This window comes from Streptomyces sp. NPDC087300, from assembly GCF_044744425.1.
Taxonomy (GTDB): Bacteria; Actinomycetota; Actinomycetes; order Streptomycetales; family Streptomycetaceae; genus Streptomyces.
Map to the genome: position 1 here is coordinate 418,618 of NZ_JBIUYI010000007.1, position 19,497 is coordinate 438,114.

14 protein-coding genes are annotated in these 19,497 nt (G+C 72.5%); 8 read left to right on the top strand and 6 right to left on the bottom strand.

Annotated features, from left to right (window positions below; all coding sequences use genetic code 11):
• The first annotated feature begins 4 nt into the window (after positions 1-4).
• A complete protein-coding gene (locus tag ACIO9J_RS30185; RefSeq protein ID WP_402006447.1) occupies positions 5-478 on the top strand; it encodes a carboxymuconolactone decarboxylase family protein in 474 nt (157 codons plus the stop codon).
• Here ACIO9J_RS30185 and ACIO9J_RS30190 read toward each other — a convergent pair.
• The 3 genes from ACIO9J_RS30190 to ACIO9J_RS30200 all read right to left on the bottom strand — a co-directional run bounded on the left by ACIO9J_RS30190 (position 429) and on the right by ACIO9J_RS30200 (position 4,346).
• Positions 429-2,060 (bottom strand): cation acetate symporter, encoded by a 1,632-nt coding sequence (locus ACIO9J_RS30190; RefSeq protein WP_402006818.1) that lies wholly within the window; start codon positions 2,058-2,060, stop codon positions 429-431. The genes ACIO9J_RS30185 and ACIO9J_RS30190 overlap by 50 nt on opposite strands.
• 17 nt (positions 2,061-2,077) lie before the next feature.
• Positions 2,078-2,668, bottom strand: a complete 591-nt coding sequence (locus ACIO9J_RS30195; protein ID WP_402006450.1) for a DUF485 domain-containing protein — start codon at positions 2,666-2,668, stop codon at positions 2,078-2,080.
• Positions 2,669-2,816: 148 nt separating this feature from the next.
• Positions 2,817-4,346, bottom strand: coding sequence for an MFS transporter (locus ACIO9J_RS30200; RefSeq protein ID WP_402006452.1), 1,530 nt, complete (start codon positions 4,344-4,346; stop codon positions 2,817-2,819).
• 418 nt (positions 4,347-4,764) lie between these two features.
• Between ACIO9J_RS30200 and ACIO9J_RS30205 the strand changes: the two genes are divergently transcribed.
• Entirely contained in the window at positions 4,765-5,553 is a 789-nt protein-coding gene (locus ACIO9J_RS30205) for an ABC transporter ATP-binding protein (protein ID WP_402006455.1), read from the top strand.
• Positions 5,550-8,132, top strand: coding sequence for an ABC transporter permease (locus tag ACIO9J_RS30210; protein WP_402006457.1), 2,583 nt, complete (start codon positions 5,550-5,552; stop codon positions 8,130-8,132). The genes ACIO9J_RS30205 and ACIO9J_RS30210 overlap by 4 nt, the downstream gene beginning before the upstream one ends.
• 79 nt (positions 8,133-8,211) lie before the next feature.
• On the opposite strand, the gene ACIO9J_RS30215 is transcribed toward ACIO9J_RS30210, so the two are convergent.
• Positions 8,212-9,693 carry a DUF2079 domain-containing protein gene (locus tag ACIO9J_RS30215; RefSeq protein WP_402006460.1) on the bottom strand — a complete coding sequence of 494 codons (1,482 nt, stop codon included), beginning with the start codon at positions 9,691-9,693 and terminating at the stop codon, positions 8,212-8,214.
• Between the two features lie 422 nt (positions 9,694-10,115).
• Here ACIO9J_RS30215 and mfd point away from each other — a divergent pair, with 422 nt between their 5' ends.
• Positions 10,116-13,655, top strand: coding sequence for a transcription-repair coupling factor (mfd, locus tag ACIO9J_RS30220; protein WP_402006463.1), 3,540 nt, complete (start codon positions 10,116-10,118; stop codon positions 13,653-13,655).
• Between the two features lie 28 nt (positions 13,656-13,683).
• Here mfd and ACIO9J_RS30225 read toward each other — a convergent pair whose 3' ends face one another.
• Positions 13,684-14,010 carry a hypothetical protein gene (locus ACIO9J_RS30225; RefSeq protein ID WP_402006466.1) on the bottom strand — a complete coding sequence of 109 codons (327 nt, stop codon included), beginning with the start codon at positions 14,008-14,010 and terminating at the stop codon, positions 13,684-13,686.
• A gap of 104 nt (positions 14,011-14,114) precedes the next feature.
• On the opposite strand from ACIO9J_RS30225, the gene ACIO9J_RS30230 reads away from it, so the two are divergent.
• From ACIO9J_RS30230 to ACIO9J_RS30240, 3 genes are all read left to right on the top strand, one after another.
• On the top strand, positions 14,115-14,819 hold the full coding sequence (locus ACIO9J_RS30230; RefSeq protein ID WP_402006468.1) for an MOSC domain-containing protein: 705 nt from the start codon (positions 14,115-14,117) through the stop codon (positions 14,817-14,819).
• Entirely contained in the window at positions 14,816-15,544 is a 729-nt protein-coding gene (locus ACIO9J_RS30235) for an HNH endonuclease family protein (RefSeq protein WP_402006471.1), read from the top strand. Before ACIO9J_RS30230 ends, ACIO9J_RS30235 begins: the two co-directional genes overlap by 4 nt.
• Positions 15,545-15,626: 82 nt before the next feature.
• A complete protein-coding gene (locus tag ACIO9J_RS30240; protein ID WP_402006474.1) occupies positions 15,627-16,370 on the top strand; it encodes an N-acetyltransferase in 744 nt (247 codons plus the stop codon).
• 1 nt (position 16,371) lies between these two features.
• Here the strand turns inward: ACIO9J_RS30240 and ACIO9J_RS30245 are convergent, their stop codons facing one another.
• Positions 16,372-17,193 carry a hypothetical protein gene (locus ACIO9J_RS30245; protein WP_402006477.1) on the bottom strand — a complete coding sequence of 274 codons (822 nt, stop codon included), beginning with the start codon at positions 17,191-17,193 and terminating at the stop codon, positions 16,372-16,374.
• Between the two features lie 176 nt (positions 17,194-17,369).
• Here ACIO9J_RS30245 and ACIO9J_RS30250 point away from each other — a divergent pair, with 176 nt between their 5' ends.
• On the top strand, positions 17,370-19,481 hold the full coding sequence (locus tag ACIO9J_RS30250) for an N-6 DNA methylase (protein ID WP_402006480.1): 2,112 nt from the start codon (positions 17,370-17,372) through the stop codon (positions 19,479-19,481).
• Positions 19,482-19,497 lie beyond the last annotated feature (16 nt).

The following is a 19,497-nucleotide window of genomic DNA, read 5'->3' on the forward strand; positions in this document are numbered from 1 at the left end:
CGTCATGGAAGCTCGTCTGGACCTCTTCACCAACCAGCTCGCGGGCAAGGTCGTCCGGCAGCTGAACGCGGCGGGCGCGGCGATCGCCGGATCGGCGCTGCCCGCCGCCACGCTGGAGCTGATCAAGATCCGCGCCAGCCAGATCAACGGCTGCGGCTTCTGCACCGACATGCACACCAAGGACGCCGCGCACGCGGGCGAGACCCCGGTGCGCCTCAACCTGATCGCCGCCTGGCGCGAGGCCACCGTGTTCACCGACGCCGAGCGCGCCGCCCTCGAACTCACCGAGCAGGGCACCCGCATCGCGGACGCGGCCGGCGGGGTCACCGACGAGGCGTGGGCGAACGCCGCCAAGTACTACGACGAGGACCAGCTCACCGCCCTGGTGTCGATGGTCGCCGTCATCAACGCCTACAACCGGGTCAACGTCATGATCCAGATGCCCGCGGGCGACTATCAGCCCGGCCAGTTCGGCTGACCGCACCCGCCAGGATGAGGCCCTCCACCGCCTCGTACCGCCGTCGCTGTTCCTCGGCGTCCGCTCGGCCCGAGAGTCTCGTGCCGAGCCAGCCGAGGAAGAAGCCGAGCGGGACGGAGACGAGTCCCGTCGTCGTGAACGGGAACCAGTTGAAGTCGTGGTGCGGGAAGGCCGCGTGCGGGGCGCCCGAGACGAGATTGGTGCCCGTCATCAGGACCACGGCGCCGAGCGAGCCGCCGAGCAGGGTGCAGAGCAGGCCCGTGCGCGTGTAGCGGCGCCAGAAGAGGCTGTAGACCAGGGCGGGGGCCAGGGCGGACGCGCCCAGGCAGAACGACAGGGTGACCAGCGGTTGCAGGTTGCGGTCCTTGACCAGGACCGCGAGCAGGATCGCGGGCACCCCTATGGCCAGCGCGGAGGCGCGGGCCAGCGTCATCTCGCGCCGCGCGGAGAGCCCCGTACCGCCGTCGGCGCCGCGGCGGAAGGCCGCGAAGACGTCGTGGGCCAGGGAGTTGGCGCAGGCCAGGATCATGCCGGCCACCGACGCGAGCAGCGTCAGGAACAGGGCCGTGGTGACCGTGGTGAAGAGCAGGGCCTCCGCCGTCGAGACGTCGGCGCCGAACGCGGCCCGGGAGCCGAGCAGATACGCGGTGTTGCCCTGCGGGTCGTCCGCGGCGAGCGCCGCCCGGCCGACCAGCGCCGTCGCGCCGAAGCCGACCACGGTGATGACGAGCACGAACAGGGACACGCAGGCCACCGCCCAGGACATCGAGCGGCGCGTCTCGCGGGCGCCGCGCGCGGTGTACATCCGCATCGTGACGTGCGGCAGGGCCGCCCCGCCGAGCACCACCGTCAGCTCCGAACTGAGCATGTCGAGACGGGGCGCGGGGCTGTCGGCGAACTGAAGTCCCGAGCGGAGGAAGGCGGGGCCCGCGCCGCTGCCGTCCCGGGCGGCCGCGAGGAGCGCGCCGGGGTCCCAGTCGAAGCGGCGCAGGATCAGGGCGGCGACCACCGCGCCGGAGCCGAGCAGCGTCACGATCTTGAGGATCTGGATGAGGGCGGTGCCCTTCATGCCGCCGATCGCCGCGTAGCCGATCATCAGGGCGCCGAGCGTGACGACGCAGCCGGTCTCCAGGCCCTCGCCGGAGAAGCCCAGGATGAACGCCAGCAGGTCGCCCGCGCCCGCGAGTTGGACCAGCATCAGGGGCAGCAGGGCCGCCAGCGTGGCCGCGCAGGCGGCGACCCGGGCGGCGCGGCCCGGCATCCGGCGCGCGAGCACGTCGCCCATGGTGAACCGGCCCGCGTTGCGCAGGGGTTCGGCGAGCAGGAACATCAGCAGGGTCAGCGAGAGCGCCGTGCTCAGGGCGAGCACCACGCCGTCGTACCCGAGCAGCGCGATCACGCCGCCGGTGCCGAGCACGGTGGCCGCCGAGATGTAGTCGCCCGCGATGGCCAGGCCGTTGCGCATCGGCGAGAGCGCGCCGAACCCCGTGTAGAACTCGTCGAGGTCGTCCCGTTCGGGGCCGGTCAGCACGCAGAGCAGGAGCGTGAGGGTGACCACGGCGGTGAAGGCCACCAGGGACATCGTCTCGGTGTCGGTGGTCACGGGCGGCTCCCCGCGGCCGTCGCGCCGTGCGCCGACGCGGCCTGTCTGCGCAGGCGTTCGGCCAGCGGATCGAGTCGGCGCCGGGCCGTGTACTCGTACAGGAGCACGGCGAGGCCGGTGACGGGGAGCTGGCAGAGGCCGAGCAGCAGCCCCGTGGAGAGCCCGCCGGCGACCGTGCCGGTCATCAGCGCGGGGGCGAAGGCCGACAGGGCGAGGAAGAGCGTGAAGTAGCCGAGCGCGGTGAGCGTGGCGACCCTGCGCTGCCCCCGGTAGGCGCCGCGCAGGATCCGCAGGTCGCTGTGGCGTCCCGGCGCCGGGTGGCGGGGCAGCGGGTGCGCGGGCCGCGGGGGTCGGGGCCTGGGCTGCCAGGGGTAGGTGAGGTGGGGCTCGTACGGGGGGAGGGGCTGATGGTGCTCGTACGAAGGGTGCGGCTCGTACGAAGGATGAGGCTCGTGCGAGGGGTGCGGCTGGTGTGACGGGTACGGCTGGTGTGACGGGTACGGCTCGTGCGGCGAGTGCGGATCGTGCGGCCGATGGGGCTCGTGCGGCGGGTGTGGGGGAAACGCGTCGTACGGAGGGTGGGCCATCCCGGTTCTCCTTGCGCGGCTTCCGGTCCGGTGGTGCGGACCGCAGGGAGCGAGGGCCTGATCCACCGGACAGGCCCTGGGGGAGCCGAGACGTTACTCGCAAGTAGGCGAGGCGTGCGGGGTTTTCGGCAAACCGGTCAGTCGGCGATCAGTCGGCCTGTTGCGCGCGGGGCGACTGCTCCCGGTGGGATTCCAGTTGTTTCTCCTGGAGGACCGGGAAGCGCCGCGGGGCCACGAAGAGGAGCGCGAGCAGGGCGAGGCCCGCCGCGCATCCCGCGCCCACGTACACCGCGTCGACCGCCGCGTCCACGGCCCGTCGCAGCCGTTCCGGATCGGCCACCGAGCCGGGGTCGTCCAGGGAGCGCGCCACCGAGTCGAGGGAGCCCGCGCCGCCGAGCCGCGCGGCGAGCACCCCGTTGGCGACCGCGCCGAACAGGGCCGCGCCGAGGGTCTGGCCGATCTGTCGGCAGAACAGTACGGACGCGGTGGCCGTGCCGCGCTCGGCCCAGCCGACGGTGGACTGGACGCCGACGATCAGCGGAAGCTGGAAGAGACCGAGCGCCGCGCCCAACAGGAGCATGATCAGGGCCGGTTGCCAGGCCGCGCCGGGGTAGGGCAGCAGCGGGAAGGCGAGCAGGGTCAGGCCCGCCGCCGAGATGCCGGCCACGGCGGTGTTGCGGAAGTCGATCCTGCGGTACACGTGCTGGCTCAGGGCGGCCGACACCGGCCAGCTCAGGGTCATCACCGAGAGCACGAACCCGGCGGCCATCGGCGCCAGTTGGAGCACGGACTGCGCGTACGTCGGCAGGAACACCGTCGGCGCGACCATCAGCAGGCCGAGCGCGCCGAGCGCCAGGTTGACCGCGGCGATGGTGCGCCGCCGCCACACCCAGCCGGGGATGACCGGCTCCTTCGCGCGCCGCTCGATCACCACGACGACGCCGACGAGGACGGCGCCGGTGCCGAACAGGGCCAGCGAGGGCGCCGAGAGCCAGGGCCAGGCGACGCCGCCCTGCACGAGCGCGGTGAGCAGGACGCCGCCGCAGGCGAAGACGGCGAGGGCGCCCGCCCAGTCGATCTGCGGCCGGGGCCCGGCGGCCCGTGCGGGCTCGTGCAGATGCCGTACGACGAGCCAGAGCGCGACCGCGCCGACCGGCAGGTTGATGAGGAAGATCCAGCGCCAGTCCGCGTACGAGGCGATCAGTCCGCCGAGGGCCGGGCCCGCGACCGCGGAGACCGCCCACACCGTGGACAGCTTCGCCTGGATCTTGGGGCGTTGCTCCAGCGGGTAGAGGTCGGCGGCGAGCGTCTGGACCGTGCCCTGGAGCGCGCCGCCGCCCAGGCCCTGGACGACCCGGAAGGCGATGAGGGCGCCCATGTTCCACGCGCTCGCGCAGAGCGCGGAGCCGACGAGGAAGACGATGCTGCCCGCGACGAGCACCGGCTTGCGGCCGAAGGTGTCGGAGAGCTTGCCGTAGACGGGCAGGGTGACCGTGACCGCGAGCAGATAGCCGGAGAAGAGCCAGGAGAAGACGGAGAAGCCGCCGAGGTCGCCGACGATCTGCGGCACCGCGGTCGACACGATGGTGGCGTCCAGGGCGGCGAGCGCCATGGCGAGCATGAGCGCGGCGACGACCGCGCCCCGGCCCCGTATCGCGTCCTGCGCACCCACGAACATCCCTTCCCCCTGCGTCGGTTGCTGCGGGCCACCATCCCACTCGGGGCGCGGGGAGGGGAGGGGCGGACCAGCGGGTGGACTCGATCGTGGCTGGTGGGGCGGGGTTCGGCTCCGCACGGGGGTGGAGCGACCCTGAGAAGTGCTCCACCGGCGGGTGGAGATCCCCTAGGGGAACCTCCGTACTTCGGACCGGGGACCCTTCGTCCCCCTGGAGGACGAGAAGGCCGCGGGCCCGTTCTTAGATTGTCTTTATGACCGGCCGCCGCACGGCGGGAGGCCGAACCACAGCAACGGGGGTGGGGTTTTCCCCACTGGAAGACTGCGCTCTGCACCAGCGCGCCGGGCCCCCTCACCAGACCAGACTGAAGCGCGAAGCGCACCCATGTGAATCACACATGACCGACATAGGAGAAAAACCGTGACAACGGCTGTAACCACACCCAGGCACGGGGGCACTGGCGGGCGGACGGCCGTGGCGGCACGGGCACGCCAGGTCGTGAAGGCGTACGGCTCGGGGGAGACCCGGGTCGTCGCGCTCGACCACGTCGACGTGGACATCGCCCGCGGGCAGTTCACCGCCATCATGGGCCCCTCGGGCTCCGGCAAGTCGACCCTGATGCACTGCCTCGCGGGCCTCGACACGGTCAGCGCCGGGCAGATATTCCTCGACGAGACCGAGATCACCGGCCTCAAGGACAAGAAGCTCACGCAGCTGCGCAGGGACCGGATCGGCTTCATCTTCCAGGCGTTCAACCTCCTGCCCACCCTGAACGCCATCGAGAACATCACGCTCCCGATGGACATCGCGGGCCGCAAGCCCGACCGCGGCTGGCTCGACCAGGTCGTGGAGACCGTGGGACTCGCCGGGCGCCTCAAGCACCGCCCGACCGAGCTCTCCGGCGGCCAGCAGCAGCGCGTCGCGGTGGCCCGCGCGCTCGCCTCCCGGCCCGAGATCATCTTCGGTGACGAGCCGACCGGAAACCTCGACTCCCGCGCGGGCGCCGAGGTGCTGGGCTTCCTGCGCCGCTCGGTGACCGAGCTCGGCCAGACCATCGTGATGGTCACGCACGACCCGGTCGCCGCCTCGTACGCGGACCGCGTCCTGTACCTCGCCGACGGCCGGATCGTCGACGAGATGCACCACCCGACCGCCGACCAGGTCCTCGACCGCCTGAAGTCCTTCGACGCGCGGGGGCGCACGTCATGACCGTCCTCAAGACCTCGATGCGCAACTTCTTCGCGCACAAGGGCCGCATGGCGCTCTCCGCCGTGGCCGTGGTCCTCTCGGTGGCGTTCGTGTGCGGCACGCTCGTCTTCTCCGACACCATGAGCACCACCTTCGACAAGCTCTTCGCGGCGACCTCCGCCGACGTCACCGTCAGCCCCAAGTCCGCCGGGGACGCGGGCGACAGGCCCCGCAGCGGCAAGCCCGAGTCGATGCCCGCCTCCGTCGTCCAGGAGGCGAGGAAGGCCGCGGGCGTGAAGTCCGCCGAGGGCGCGGTCATGAGCCAGAGCGTGACCGTCGTCAACGCGAAGAACGAGAACATGGGGCCGACCAGCGGCGGCCCGACCATCGCGGGCAACTGGACGCACAACGACCTGCGTTCGATGGACATCACGTCCGGCCACGCGCCGCGCGGCCCCACCGAGGTGATGATCGACGCCGACACCGCAGACAAGCACGGCCTGAAGATCGGCGACGAGCTGCGCACCATCGCGGCCGCCGGTGACCACACCGCGAAGATCTCCGGCATCGCCACCTTCAAGGTGACCAACCCCGGCGCCGCGATCGTCTACTTCGACACCGCGACCGCACAGCGTGAACTCCTCGGCACCACGGGCCGGTTCACGCACGTCAACCTCACCGCCGCCGCGGGCGTCAGCGACACCGCGCTCAAGGCGAAGGTCACGACCGCGCTCGGCAAGAGCGCCTACGACGTCAAGACGCAGAAGGAGGCCGCGGACGACAACCGCAAGTCCGTCGGCAGCTTCCTCGACGTCATGAAGTACGCGATGCTCGGCTTCGCGGGGATCGCCTTCCTCGTCGGCATCTTCCTGATCATCAACACCTTCTCGATGCTGGTCGCCCAGCGCACCCGCGAGATCGGCCTGATGCGCGCCATCGGCTCCAGCCGCAAGCAGGTCAACCGCTCGGTGCTCGTCGAGGCGCTGCTGCTCGGCGTGTTCGGCTCGGTCCTCGGCGTCGGCGCGGGCATCGGACTCGCCGTCGGCCTGATGAAGCTCATGGCCGGCATGGGCATGGAACTCTCCACCGGCGACCTCACCGTCGTCTGGACGACGCCCGTGCTCGGCATGGTCCTCGGCATCGTCGTCACCGTCCTCGCCGCCTACCTCCCCGCACGACGGGCCGGCAAGGTCTCGCCGATGGCCGCGCTGCGCGACGCGGGCACCCCGGCCGACGGCAGGGCGAGCGCGCTGCGCGCCGTCATCGGCCTGCTCCTGACCGGCGGGGGCGGCTTCCTCCTCTACACCGCGGCGCAGGCCGACAAGGCCAGCGAGGGCTCCCTCTTCCTGGGCGGCGGCGTCGTCCTGACGCTCATCGGCTTCGTGGTCGTCGGCCCGGTGCTCGCCTCCGGCGTGGTCCGCGTCATCAGCGCGGTGCTGCTCCGGGCGTTCGGCCCGGTCGGCCGGATGGCCGAGCGCAACGCGCTGCGCAACCCGCGCCGCACCGGCGCCACCGGCGCGGCCCTGATGATCGGCCTGGCCCTGGTCGCCTGCCTCTCCGTCGTCGGCTCCTCGATGGTCGCGTCGGCCACCGACGAGCTCGACAAGTCCGTCGGCGCGGACTTCATCGTCCAGCCCACCCAGCCCGGCATCTCCATCACGCAGAAGGCCGCCGACGCCCTCGGCAAGGCCCAGCACGTCTCGCACATCACCCGCTACAAGCAGATCGACGCGGACCTGACCACGCCCGCGGGCAAGACCGTGGACGGCGTGGGCCTGAGCGCCGCCGACCCGACGTACGCCAAGGACCTGCGCCGCGAGACGACCGAGGGCACGCTGTCCGCCGCGTACGGCAGGAACGCCATGTCGGTCGGCGCGGACTTCGCCAAGAAGCACGGCCTGAAGGTCGGCGACGAGCTGAAGATCGCCTTCGAGCACGGCAGGACCGCCGAGCTGAGGCTCGCGGCGATCACCTCGGACGAGGGCTCGGTCGACAAGGGCGCGATGTACACGAACATCACGACCCTGGAGCGGTACGTCCCCGCCGACCGGATGCCGCAGAACGACATCATGTTCGCCTCCGCCGACAAGGGTCAGCAGGACGCCGCGTACAAGTCCCTGAAGGACTCGCTCGCCAAGTACCCGCAGTACAAGGTGATGGACCAGACCGACTTCAAGCAGACGCTGAAGGACCAGGTCGGCCAGCTCCTGAACATGGTCTACGGCCTGCTCGGCCTGGCGATCATCGTCGCGATCCTCGGCGTGGTGAACACCCTGGCCCTCTCGGTGGTGGAACGCACCCGCGAGATCGGCCTGATGCGGGCGATCGGCCTCTCGCGCCGGCAGCTGCGCCGCATGATCCGCATGGAGTCGGTGGTCATCGCCCTGTTCGGCGCGCTGCTCGGCCTGGGGCTCGGGATGGGCTGGGGCGCGACGGCCCAGCAACTCCTCGCGCTCGAAGGCCTGAAGGTCCTGGAGATCCCGTGGCCGACGATCATCGCGGTCTTCGTCGGATCGGCGTTCGTGGGCCTGTTCGCCGCGCTCGTCCCGGCCTTCCGGGCCGGCCGGATGAACGTCCTGAACGCGATCGCCACCGAATAGCCACCAGGACGGGGGACACGGGGGAACGGGGGAGCCGGTCCCGGCCGGTGCCATGGGCACCGGCCGGGACCGGCCGCGTTCACGCCTTGCGCAGCACGATGTAGCCGTGGGCGGTGCCGTGGGGGACGTAACTGACGCCCGGGTGCAGGCTGTTGGCGTACGCGACGGGGTCCTTGGTCCAGCCCGAGCGGATGTCGAGCGCCACGTACTCGGGGACGACGGGGCGGGCCGCGCCCACCCAGAAGACGCGGGCGCGGTCGGTGAGCCTGCTGATCGGGCCGATGTTCGCCTCGACGCTCGCCCCGTCGGGGATCCGCCCGAGCAGTCGCTCCACGGCGACGACCTCGCCGCTCTTCTCGTACGTCGCGGACTCGGTGAGCCGGGCCAGCGGCAGGTACGTGGTCAGGGCGAGCGCAGCGGCGGCGGCGCAGGCGGGCAGCTTGTCACCGGCGGAGCGCAGCCAGGGCCGCTCGCTGCGGCGGGCCCGCTCCACGGCGTCCACCAGGGCGAGCATGACCACCGGCATCAGGACGGCGCTGTAGTGCCAGTCGGTGCCCCAGTAGTGGTCGTCGGCGGAGACGAAGCGCCAGCCGACCGTGGGCAGCGCGGCCAGGAGCAGCGGCGAGCGCAGCGCGAGCAGCCCGGTGGTGGGGATGAGCAGCCAGGCCAGCGTGCGCAGCTTGGTGCCGGTGCCGTCGAAGGCGCCCGCGGTCGCGCCTGCCTCGCCGACCTTGTTCCAGTAGTCGTACCCGCCGCCGGAGTTGAAGGCGGGGATCACGAGGGTGAGCGTGACCAGGGTGGCGACGAGTCCGAACGCGACGGTGCCGAGCGCCCAGGGCAGGGTCTTCGGCGACTCGCGGCGGCAGCGGATCGCCACGACGGCGGCGATGGCCGCGAGCGTCACGCCGAGGTCCTCCTTGACGAACACCAGCGGCACCGCCCACAGCAGCGCCGCCCGCCAGCGGCGCAGCAGCACCGCTTCGAGGGAGAAGGCGATCAGCGGTACGGCGAAGCAGATCTCGTGGAAGTCGAAGTCGACGGCGCGCTGGATGCCCCAGGAGAAGCCGTACGCGAGCCCGACGGCGAGCCCGGAGCCGCGCCCCAGGAGCCGCATCGCCACGCGCGTGACGGGGATCGCGGAGAGCGCGAACAGCAGGGCCTGCGCGACCAGCAGGGTCACGGGCGAGGGGAAGACCCGGTAGAACGGCGCGAGCAGCGCGGTGACGGGGCTGAAGTGGTCGCCGAGGATGTTCGCGCCGGGGCCCTTGAGCTCGGCGACCGGCGCCTGGAGGTGGGCGTAGGCGCGGACGGCCTGCTCGAAGATCCCGAGGTCCCAGGAGAGGTTCTCCATGCGGCGGTAGCGGGTGTAGGAGAGCAGTGCGTAGGCGAGGAAGAGTCCGAGGGCGAGCAGGTGGGGGGCGCGGTCCCACAGGACGCGGCCGCCGCGGCCGGTGCCGGGCCCCGGCCCGCCTCCGGTCTCGGCTCCGGTCCCGGGCCGCGCGGGTATGAGCCCGGCGTCGGCCTCCGGGTCGGCCGCGGTGACGGGATGGGCTCCGGGCATGGTCTGGCTTTCTGGTCGAAGGGCGGGAGCCCGCGGGGGCTCCCGGAGTGTTCGAGACGTTCGAGGCGCGGTGCGACCCGGCTCAGGGTGCCATCCCTTCGGGGTGAAACCCCAGGAGGGCAGGCGGACGAGGTGGGGGAGATCGGGGGAAAGCCGGGAAAACGGGGGCTCGGGGACCGGCGTACGCGGCTTTGGAAGGAAGACCGCCGAGCACCGGAACGCACCGGAACGCACCGGAACGCACCGGAGCACGCATCGGCCGGGGACGGGGCGTGGGCCTGACGAGCCGCGCCTGTCGGTGAGGAGTCGTACGCTGGAGACCCCCGGCCCGTGGCACGTGCCGGGCGGTTCGCGTTGCCCACCCGGCCGTGATCGCACGCCGGAAGCCCGAAAATCCCACGGAACCTGGACGGAAAGCCTTCATGAGCCTGCACGGTCTGCTCGACGCCGTCGTCAAGGACTCCGCACTCGCCGAAGCGGTCAAGACCGCCGCCGACGGCCACCGCGCCCACGTCGACCTGGTGGGACCGCCCGCCGCCCGCCCCTTCGCGGTGGCCGCGCTCGCCCGCGAGTCCGGCCGTCCCGTGCTCGCCGTGACGGCGACCGGCCGCGAGGCGGAGGACCTGGCCGCGGCGCTGCGCACGATCCTGCCGCCGGACGGCGTCGTCGAGTACCCCTCGTGGGAGACGCTGCCGCACGAGCGCCTCTCGCCCCGCTCCGACACGGTGGGCCGCCGCCTCGCGGTCCTGCGCCGGCTGACCCACCCGCGCCCCGACGACCCCGAGACCGGCCCGGTCAGCGTGGTCGTCGCCCCGATCCGCTCGGTCCTCCAGCCGCAGGTCAAGGGCCTGGGCGAGCTGGAGCCCGTGGCCCTGCGCACCGGCGAGAGCGTCGACCTGAACGAGACGGTGGAGGCCCTCGCGGCAGCGGCGTACGCCCGGGTCGAACTGGTCGAGAAGCGTGGCGAGTTCGCGGTGCGCGGCGGCATCCTCGATGTCTTCCCGCCGACCGAGGAGCACCCGCTCCGGGTGGAGTTCTGGGGCGACGACGTCGAGGAGATCCGCTACTTCAAGGTCGCCGACCAGCGCTCCCTGGAGGTCGCCGAGCACGGCCTGTGGGCGCCGCCCTGCCGTGAGCTGCTCCTCACCGACCAGGTGCGGGAGCGGGCCGCCGCGCTCGCCGAGCAGCACCCGGAGCTCGGCGAGCTGCTCGGGAAGATCGCCGAGGGCATCGCGGTCGAGGGCATGGAGTCCCTCGCCCCGGTCCTCGTCGACGACATGGAGCTGCTGCTCGACGTCCTGCCCCAGGGGAGCATGGCGGTGGTCTGCGACCCGGAGCGGGTGCGCACCCGCGCGGCCGACCTGGTGGCGACGTCGCAGGAGTTCCTCCAGGCCAGCTGGGCGGCGACGGCGGGCGGCGGCGAGGCGCCGATCGACGTGGGCGCGGCCTCCCTGTGGGGCATCGCGGACGTCCGTGACCGCGCCCGCGAGCTGGGCATGATGTGGTGGTCGGTCTCGCCGTTCGCGGCGGACGAGGTGCTGGACACCGAGGACAGCGACACGCTCAAGCTCGGCATGCACGCCCCCGAGACGTACCGGGGCGACACCGCGAAGGCGCTCGCCGACACCAAGGGCTGGCTCGCGGACGGCTGGCGCGTCGTGTACGTCACCGAGGCGCACGGACCGGCCGCGCGCACGGTCGAGGTGCTCGGCGGCGAGGGCATCGCGGCCCGGCACGACGCCGACCTGGCCGACCTCGCCCCGTCCGTCGTGCACGTCTCCTGCGGCTCGATCGACTACGGCTTCGTCGACCCGGCCCTGAAGCTCGCCGTGCTCACCGAGACCGACCTGTCCGGCCAGAAGGCGGCGGGCAAGGACGGCCAGCGGATGCCCGCGCGGCGCCGCAAGACCATCGACCCGCTCACCCTCGAAGCCGGCGACTACATCGTCCACGAGCAGCACGGCGTGGGCCGCTACATCGAGATGGTGCAGCGCACGGTGCAGGGCGCCACCCGTGAGTACCTGGTCGTGGAGTACGCCCCCGCCAAGCGCGGCCAGCCCGGCGACCGGCTCTACATCCCCACCGACCAGCTGGAGCAGATCACCAAGTACGTGGGCGGCGAGGCTCCGACGCTGCACCGGCTGGGCGGCGCCGACTGGACGAAGACCAAGGCGCGCGCGAAGAAGGCCGTCAAGGAGATCGCGGCCGACCTGATCAAGCTGTACTCCGCGCGCATGGCGGCCCCCGGCCACGCCTTCGGCGCGGACACGCCCTGGCAGCGCGAGCTGGAGGACGCCTTCCCCTACGCGGAGACGCCCGACCAGCTCACCACCATCGCCGAGGTCAAGGAGGACATGGAGAAGACGGTCCCGATGGACCGCCTGATCTGCGGCGACGTGGGCTACGGCAAGACGGAGATCGCGGTCCGCGCGGCGTTCAAGGCGGTACAGGACGGCAAGCAGGTCGCGGTCCTGGTCCCCACGACCCTGCTCGTCCAGCAGCACTTCGGCACGTTCTCCGAGCGCTACTCCCAGTTCCCGGTCAGCGTGAAGGCGCTGAGTCGCTTCCAGACCGACACGGAGTCGAAGGCGACCCTGGAGGGCCTGCGCGAGGGCTCGGTCGACATCGTCATCGGCACGCACCGCCTGTTCTCCTCCGAGACCAAGTTCAAGGACCTGGGCCTGGTCATCGTCGACGAGGAGCAGCGCTTCGGCGTCGAGCACAAGGAGCAGCTGAAGAAGCTCCGTGCCAACGTCGACGTCCTGACCATGTCGGCGACGCCCATTCCCCGTACGCTCGAAATGGCCGTGACCGGCATCCGCGAGATGTCCACGATCACGACCCCGCCGGAGGAGCGCCACCCGGTCCTGACCTTCGTCGGTCCGTACGAGGAGAAGCAGATCGGCGCGGCCATCCGCCGTGAACTCCTGCGCGAGGGCCAGGTCTTCTACATCCACAACCGCGTCGAGTCGATCGACCGCGCGGCGGCCCGGCTGCGCGACATCGTGCCCGAGGCGCGCATCGCGACCGCCCACGGCCAGATGTCCGAACAGGCCCTGGAACAGGTCGTGGTGGACTTCTGGGAGAAGAAGTTCGACGTCCTGGTCTCCACGACGATCGTCGAGTCGGGCATCGACATCTCGAACGCCAACACGCTGATCGTGGAGCGCGGCGACAACTTCGGCCTCTCCCAGCTCCACCAGCTGCGCGGCCGGGTGGGCCGTGGCCGCGAGCGCGGTTACGCCTACTTCCTCTACCCGCCGGAGAAGCCGCTCACCGAGACCGCCCACGAGCGCCTGGCGACCATCGCCCAGCACACCGAGATGGGCGCGGGCATGTACGTCGCGATGAAGGACCTGGAGATCCGCGGCGCGGGCAACCTCCTGGGCGGCGAGCAGTCGGGACACATCGCGGGCGTCGGCTTCGACCTCTACGTGCGCATGGTCGGCGAGGCGGTGGCCGACTACCGCGCGTCCCTGGAGGGCGGCGTGGAGGAGGAGCCGCCCCTGGAGGTCAAGATCGAGCTCCCGGTGGACGCGCACGTCCCGCACGACTACGCGCCCGGCGAGCGGCTGCGCCTCCAGGCGTACCGGGCCATCGCCTCCGCCAACACGGAGGAGGACGTCAAGGCGGTCCGCGAGGAACTCACCGACCGCTACGGCAAGTTGCCGGAGCCGGTGGAGAACCTGTTGCTCGTCGCGGGACTGCGCATGCTCGCCCGCGCGTGCGGCGTCGGGGAGGTCGTCCTCCAGGGCAACAACATCCGCTTCGCGCCCGTGGACCTGCGCGAGTCGCAGGAGCTGCGGCTCAAGCGGCTCTACCCCGGCACGGTCATCAAGCCGGCCGCCAACCAGGTCCTCGTGCCGCGCCCGAAGACCGCGAAGGTCGGCGGCAAGCCGCTGGTCGGGCGCGAACTGCTGGGCTGGGTGGGGGAGTTCCTCACCTCGATCCTGGGGTCCTAGGGCCCTGGGACCCTTCTGGCCGCCTCGGTCAGGTCGCGGGGGTGCAGGCCTCCTGAACGACGGCGCGGGTGGCTGCTTCGGTGCTCTCTCGTGACTCCATGCCCAGAGGATGTCCCGCGGGGGCGGGGGCGTCGATTACCCCGGAGGTCATGGCCGCGTTCCCCGCGGGCCGTGGACGCGCCGGAGCCGCCCGCGGGCACGCGCGCCGCGGGCGGCTCCGACGGACGGTGGGCCAGGAAGGCTGCCCGCCCTCCGGCTTGTCCGCGTCGACGCCGAGCTCGTCCGCCTGCTGCTCGGCCTTGTCGGCGTTGTCGGCGTACTTGTCGCCGGTCTTCTCGTTCACCTCTTCCGCCATGGCGTCCGAGGTGTCCGCTTCGCCCGCTGAGGGGAGATATGGTCTGGACCACTTGGTCGTTACCGTGGTGGTCGCATGAGTCCGCCCAGGGGAGGGAGAGCGCCGTGCCGCTCAAAGTCGTGGGTCTGAACAGTTATCCGGTGAAATCGATGCTCGGCGTGGCGCACGAGCGGCTCGGCTTCGACGCGCGCGGCGCCGTCGGCGACCGGCTGTGGGCGCTGCGGCACGCGGACGGCAAGCTGAGCAGCGGCAAGAACAGCCGCCGCTTCCGCCGGGTGCCCGGACTGCTCGAACACCGCGCCGCTTACGGGGCGGACGGCACTCCCTTCGTCACCGCGCCGGACGGCGAGACCCTGCGCCCCGGCGACCCGCGGATCCCCGAACGCTTCGGCGAGGGCGTCGAGTTGGCGCGCGAGGGCGAGCAGAGCCACCAGGACGCCGCCGCCGTCTCCCTCGTCGGCACCGCGTCGCTGCGCGCGCTGGGTGACCTGCTCGGCGACGCCGACCCCGTCGACGTACGGAGGCTGCGCAAGAACATCGTCGTCGAGACCGACGAGCCGTGGATCGAGGAGGACTGGGTGGGCCGGGAGATCACCGTCGGCGGCGCGGACGGGCGGGAGCCGCTGCGGCTGCGCGTCACCGGGCGCGTCGCCCGCTGCGTCATGACCACCCAGGCGCAGACCGGCCTGCCCGCGGACAGCCGTATCCTCAAGACGCTCACCGCCGCGCGCGGCATGTGCATCGGGATCTACGCGGACATCGTGACGCCCGCCCCGCTGACCCTCGGCGACACGGTGGTGGCCCGGTGAACCGTCGTACCACCACGGCCCTGCTGGCCCTGATCACCGTCCCCGCGCTGCTCACCGGCTGCGAACTCGGCACCGACGGAAAGAAGGACGAGGGCGGCGCGGCGGGCCCGGCCGCCAAGGCGGGCTCCGCGCTGGCCGCCGTCGACTCGCTGACCGTCAAGGGCCGGGCGCCCAAGACCGGTTACGAGCGGAGCCGGTTCGGCACCGCCTGGGCCGACACGGACTCCAACAGCTGTCCGACCAGGGACGACATCCTCAAGCGGGACCTGAAGGACGTCAGGTACACGGGCGGGGACTGCCGGGTGGCGTCGGGGACGCTCGCGCCCGATCCCTACACCGGCAAGGAGGTGTCGTTCCGGCGGGGCCGCAGCCAGGTCGACATCGACCACCTCGTCGCCCTCTCGGACGCCTGGCAGAAGGGCGCCTTCCAGTGGGCGCCGAGCAAGCGCATCGCCTTCGCCAACGACCCCCTCAACCTCATCGCGGTCGACGCGGGCCCCAACCGCAGCAAGGGCGACGGCGACACCGCGACCTGGCTCCCGCCGAACAAGGCCTACCGGTGCACGTACGTGGCCGGGCAGGTCGCGGTGAAGAAGAAGTACGGGGTGTGGGTGACGGGCGCGGAACGGGACGCGATGAAGAAGGTCCTGAACACCTGCCCCGAGGAGAAGCTCCCGTCGGGTCAGGCCCCGACGATGGCTCCGCCCCGCTTCCACGCCCGCTGAGCGCGCTCAGCCACGGTGAACCCGCAGGTGGGCGCCGGAAATTCGCTACCCACCCCGTCGCGGGCCACGTACCGTGCGGCACATGGACCTGAAGATCACGACCCTCGCCGAGCGGCCGGAGCTCGCCGGCCCGCTGTGGAACATGGCGGAGGACTGGCCCGAATTCATCCTCCACGACCCCGTGGGCTGGTCGCTGATCGGCAGGATCGTCGCGGAGCTGCCGGAGTACGTCGTGGTGGCCACGGACCCCGAGGGCAAGGTCGTCGCGCGTGGCTTCAGCGTGCCCTTCGCGCTGCGGGCCCGCGCGGACGGGGCGCTCCCCGACGGCGGCTGGGACCAGGTGATGCTCTGGGCCTTCTCCGACCTGCGGCACGGCAAGGAGGCGGACACGGTCAGCGCCGTCGAGATCACCGTCGCCGAGCCGGCGCGCGGCAAGGGCGTCTCGGCGCTGATGCTCGGGGCGGTGCGGGAGAACGCCCGCGCCCGCGGCTTCACCGAGCTCGTCGCGCCCGTGCGCCCCAACGCCAAGCACCGCGAGCCGGCCACGCCGATCGACGAGTACGCGTACCGCACGCGCGAGGACGGTCTGCCGTACGACCCCTGGCTGCGGGTGCACGTCAGGGCGGGCGGCGTCATCGACAAGGTCGCGCACGCCTCCATGACGGTGTCGGGCTCGACCGCGCAGTGGCGCGCGTGGACGGGGCTGCCGTTCGACGTGGCGGGCGAGGTCGAGGTGGCGGGCGCGCTGGTGCCCGTGCACTGCGAACCCGCCCGCGGCTACGGCGTGTACGTCGAGCCGAATGTCTGGGTGCGGCACGCGCTCTGAGTCAGCCCAGCTTGTCGAGGTCGAGGACGTCGCCGGTGGGCGGCGTCGCCTTGACCGGCTTGTCGTAGTCGCGGAACGTCAGCGACTCCGGCGCGCCGGTGCCGCCCGCGGTGTCGATCCGCAGGAGGTACGGCTTGCCCTCCGTGGCGACGTAGATCGTGTACTTCTCCTTGCCGTCGCTCTCGGTGAGCTTGATCGCGGGGGTGCCGTCGACGGTGGTCGTGCCGCCCCTGCGGGCCGCCGAGCCGCCGTCCTTGAAGCCCGCGAGCAGGCCGTCGAGGTCGCAGAACCCGGCGATCTCCTTCGCGTCCTCGGACGTCGTCCGGGTCTTGGCCCAGCGGTCGGCGAGCATGTCCACCGCAGCCTGCACGTCGGCCGCGGGCTCCCCCTTGCTCTGCGACCGCAGGAACTTCTCGTCGTACTTGAGGTACGCGGTGGTGCTGCCCGGGATGATCAGCTCGATCGAGCCCTGGCCGCCCATGCCCATCGTCCCTGCGCAGGTGCCGTCGGTGTCCAGGGCCATGTCCATCGACATCCGGCCGGACGCCTCGTCGGCGACGTCGCTCTTGATGCGCAGCGACTTGGCCCCCGAGGTCGTCCGCACCGCCTTCTCGGCGATGTCGGCGCCGGACATCCCCGCGAAGGGGTCCTTCGCCCCGTCCTTTTCCGTTTCCGTGGAGTCCCGCACCGACTTCTTCGCGGATCCGACCTTGCCGTCCTCCGCGCCACAGGCGGTGAGGCCCACGGCCGCGGCGGTGGCGAGGCAGACGGCGGCGAGCGCGGTACGGCGGATGCGCACAGGGCGGCGCTGGAGCTGACGCATGGAGATCCCCCCAGGGAAGTCGTTCGGTGAGGGACATCAGAGCAGGAGCGTGTGAATCGAGTCAACACGACAATGTGTGAATCATGGGTTAACGGCCGTGAAGCAACCGGTGCCGCCGCCCGCTGGGTATGCTCGACGCCGCGCGACTGACCCCGCGCGCCGAGGGGAGCAGCCAGATGAAGCCGCGGGACGACACGGCCGACGCCACCGACACGGCCGGCGCCACCGGCGCCGCTGACGCGACCGACGCCACGGAAGTCACCGCCGCCGGCATCGCCCGGCTCGCCGGTGTCGGCCGCGCCGCCGTCAGCAACTGGCGCCGCAGGCACGCCGACTTCCCCAAGCCCGTCGGCGGCACCGAGACCAGCCCCGCCTTCGCGCTCACCGACGTCGAACGGTGGCTGCGCGCCCAGGGCAAGCTCGTCGAGGTCCCGCTGCGCGAACGCGTCTGGCAGCGGCTCGCCGGACACCCGGCGGGCCCCGGCACCGCCCTCCTGCACGCGGGCTGCGCCCTGCTCCTGGTCCGCGACAGGCCGACCGCCTGGCTCGCGATCGGCGCCGTGTCCGACGAGCGCATGGCGCAGCTCCTGCCCGGTGAGCTCGACGACGTCGTGACGCTGCGCTTCGGGGTGCGCCGCAAGCGGGCCGTCCGGATCCCCGAAGCGGCCGAACTCCTGCCGTCCGTACCGCTGTTGCGCGACGTCGCCGAGCTCGCCGCCGAACTCGGCGCCCGGCGGACGTACGAGTTCCTGCTCGGCAGGCACACCGAGGCCAACCCGCGCCAGTACACCCTCACGCCCGCGGGCCCCGCCGAACTGATGGCCCGCATCGCGGGACCCGCCCGCACCGTGCTCGACCCCGCCTGCGGCACCGGCGCCCTGCTCAAGGCCGTCGCGTCGCGCCCCGACCAGTACCTGTACGGCCAGGACAGCGCGCCCGACCTCGCCGCCCTCACCGCGCTGCGCCTGGCCCTGAACTCCGACGCGACCGTGCGCAGCATGGCGTGCGACACCCTGCGCGCCGACTCCTACGAGGAGCGCGGGGCCGACGCGGTGCTCTGCCATCCGCCGTTCAACGAACGCAACTGGGGCCACGACGAGCTGGCCTACGACGCCCGCTGGGAGTACGGCTTCCCGGCCCGCGCCGAGTCCGAACTCGCCTGGGTCCAGCACGCGTTGGCCCGGCTCGTCGACGGCGGCACCGCGGTGCTCCTGATGCCGCCCGCCGCCGCGTCCCGCCGTTCGGGCCGCCGCATCCGCGCCGATCTGCTGCGCAGGGGCGCGCTGCGCGCGGTGATCGCGCTGCCCGCGGGGGCGGCGCCCCCGTACAACCTGCCGCTGCACGTCTGGGTGCTGCGCAGGCCGGTGGCCGGCGCGCAGCCGGCGCCCGAACTGCTCCTGGTGGAGGCGGCGGGCCTGCTCGCCGCCGACGGCAGGGACAAGCAGCTGTGGCCCGCCGTGCAGGACAGCGCCCTCGGCCTCTGGCACGACTTCGACCGGCACGGCACCGTCGAGGCGCGGCCCGGCGCCGCCAGGGCCGTGCCCGTGCTCGAACTCCTCGACGACGAGGTCGACCTGTCGCCCGCGCGCAGGCTGCCGCCGCCCGCAGCGGGGGGCGGCAGCGCGGAGCTCGCGACCGTACGCGAAGGGCTCGGCGACGCGCTGCGGCGGGCCGCCGACCTCACGCCGCGCGCCGTCGGCGGCGAGCCGGGGACGGAGTCCGCGCCCAGGCCGCTCACCACCGTCGGCGAACTGGCCCGCGCGGGCGCCCTCGCGCTGCACACCGGCACCGGCTCGGGCCCGGCGGGCGTACCCGTCCTCACCGACCACGACGTGCTCACGGGCACCGCGCCGTCCGGCACGGCACACGACGGCACCGCGGACGAGCCCGCCGTCCGCACCGAGCCCGGCGACGTCGTCGTCCCGGTCTTCGGCGGCGGCGCGGCGGCCCGCGTCGTCGACGAGGCCACCGCGGGCGCCGTGCTCGGCAGGGGACTCGCCCTGCTGCGCCCCGACCAGGACGCGCTCGACCCGTGGTTCCTCGCCGGGTTCCTGCGCGGCACAGCCAACCACCGGCAGGCCAGCAGTTACGCCTCCACCTCGGCCAGGCTCGACGTACGCCGCCTCCAACTGCCGCGCCTGCCGCTCGCCGGCCAGCGCGGCTACAGCGAACGCTTCCGCGAACTCGCCGCGTTCGAGGACTCCCTGCGGCTCGCGGGGCGGCTGGGGGAGCGGCTGGTGCGCGGTCTGCACGACGGACTGACGGACGGCACGCTGCCGCCGCGGTGACGGGCCGGGCGGCGCA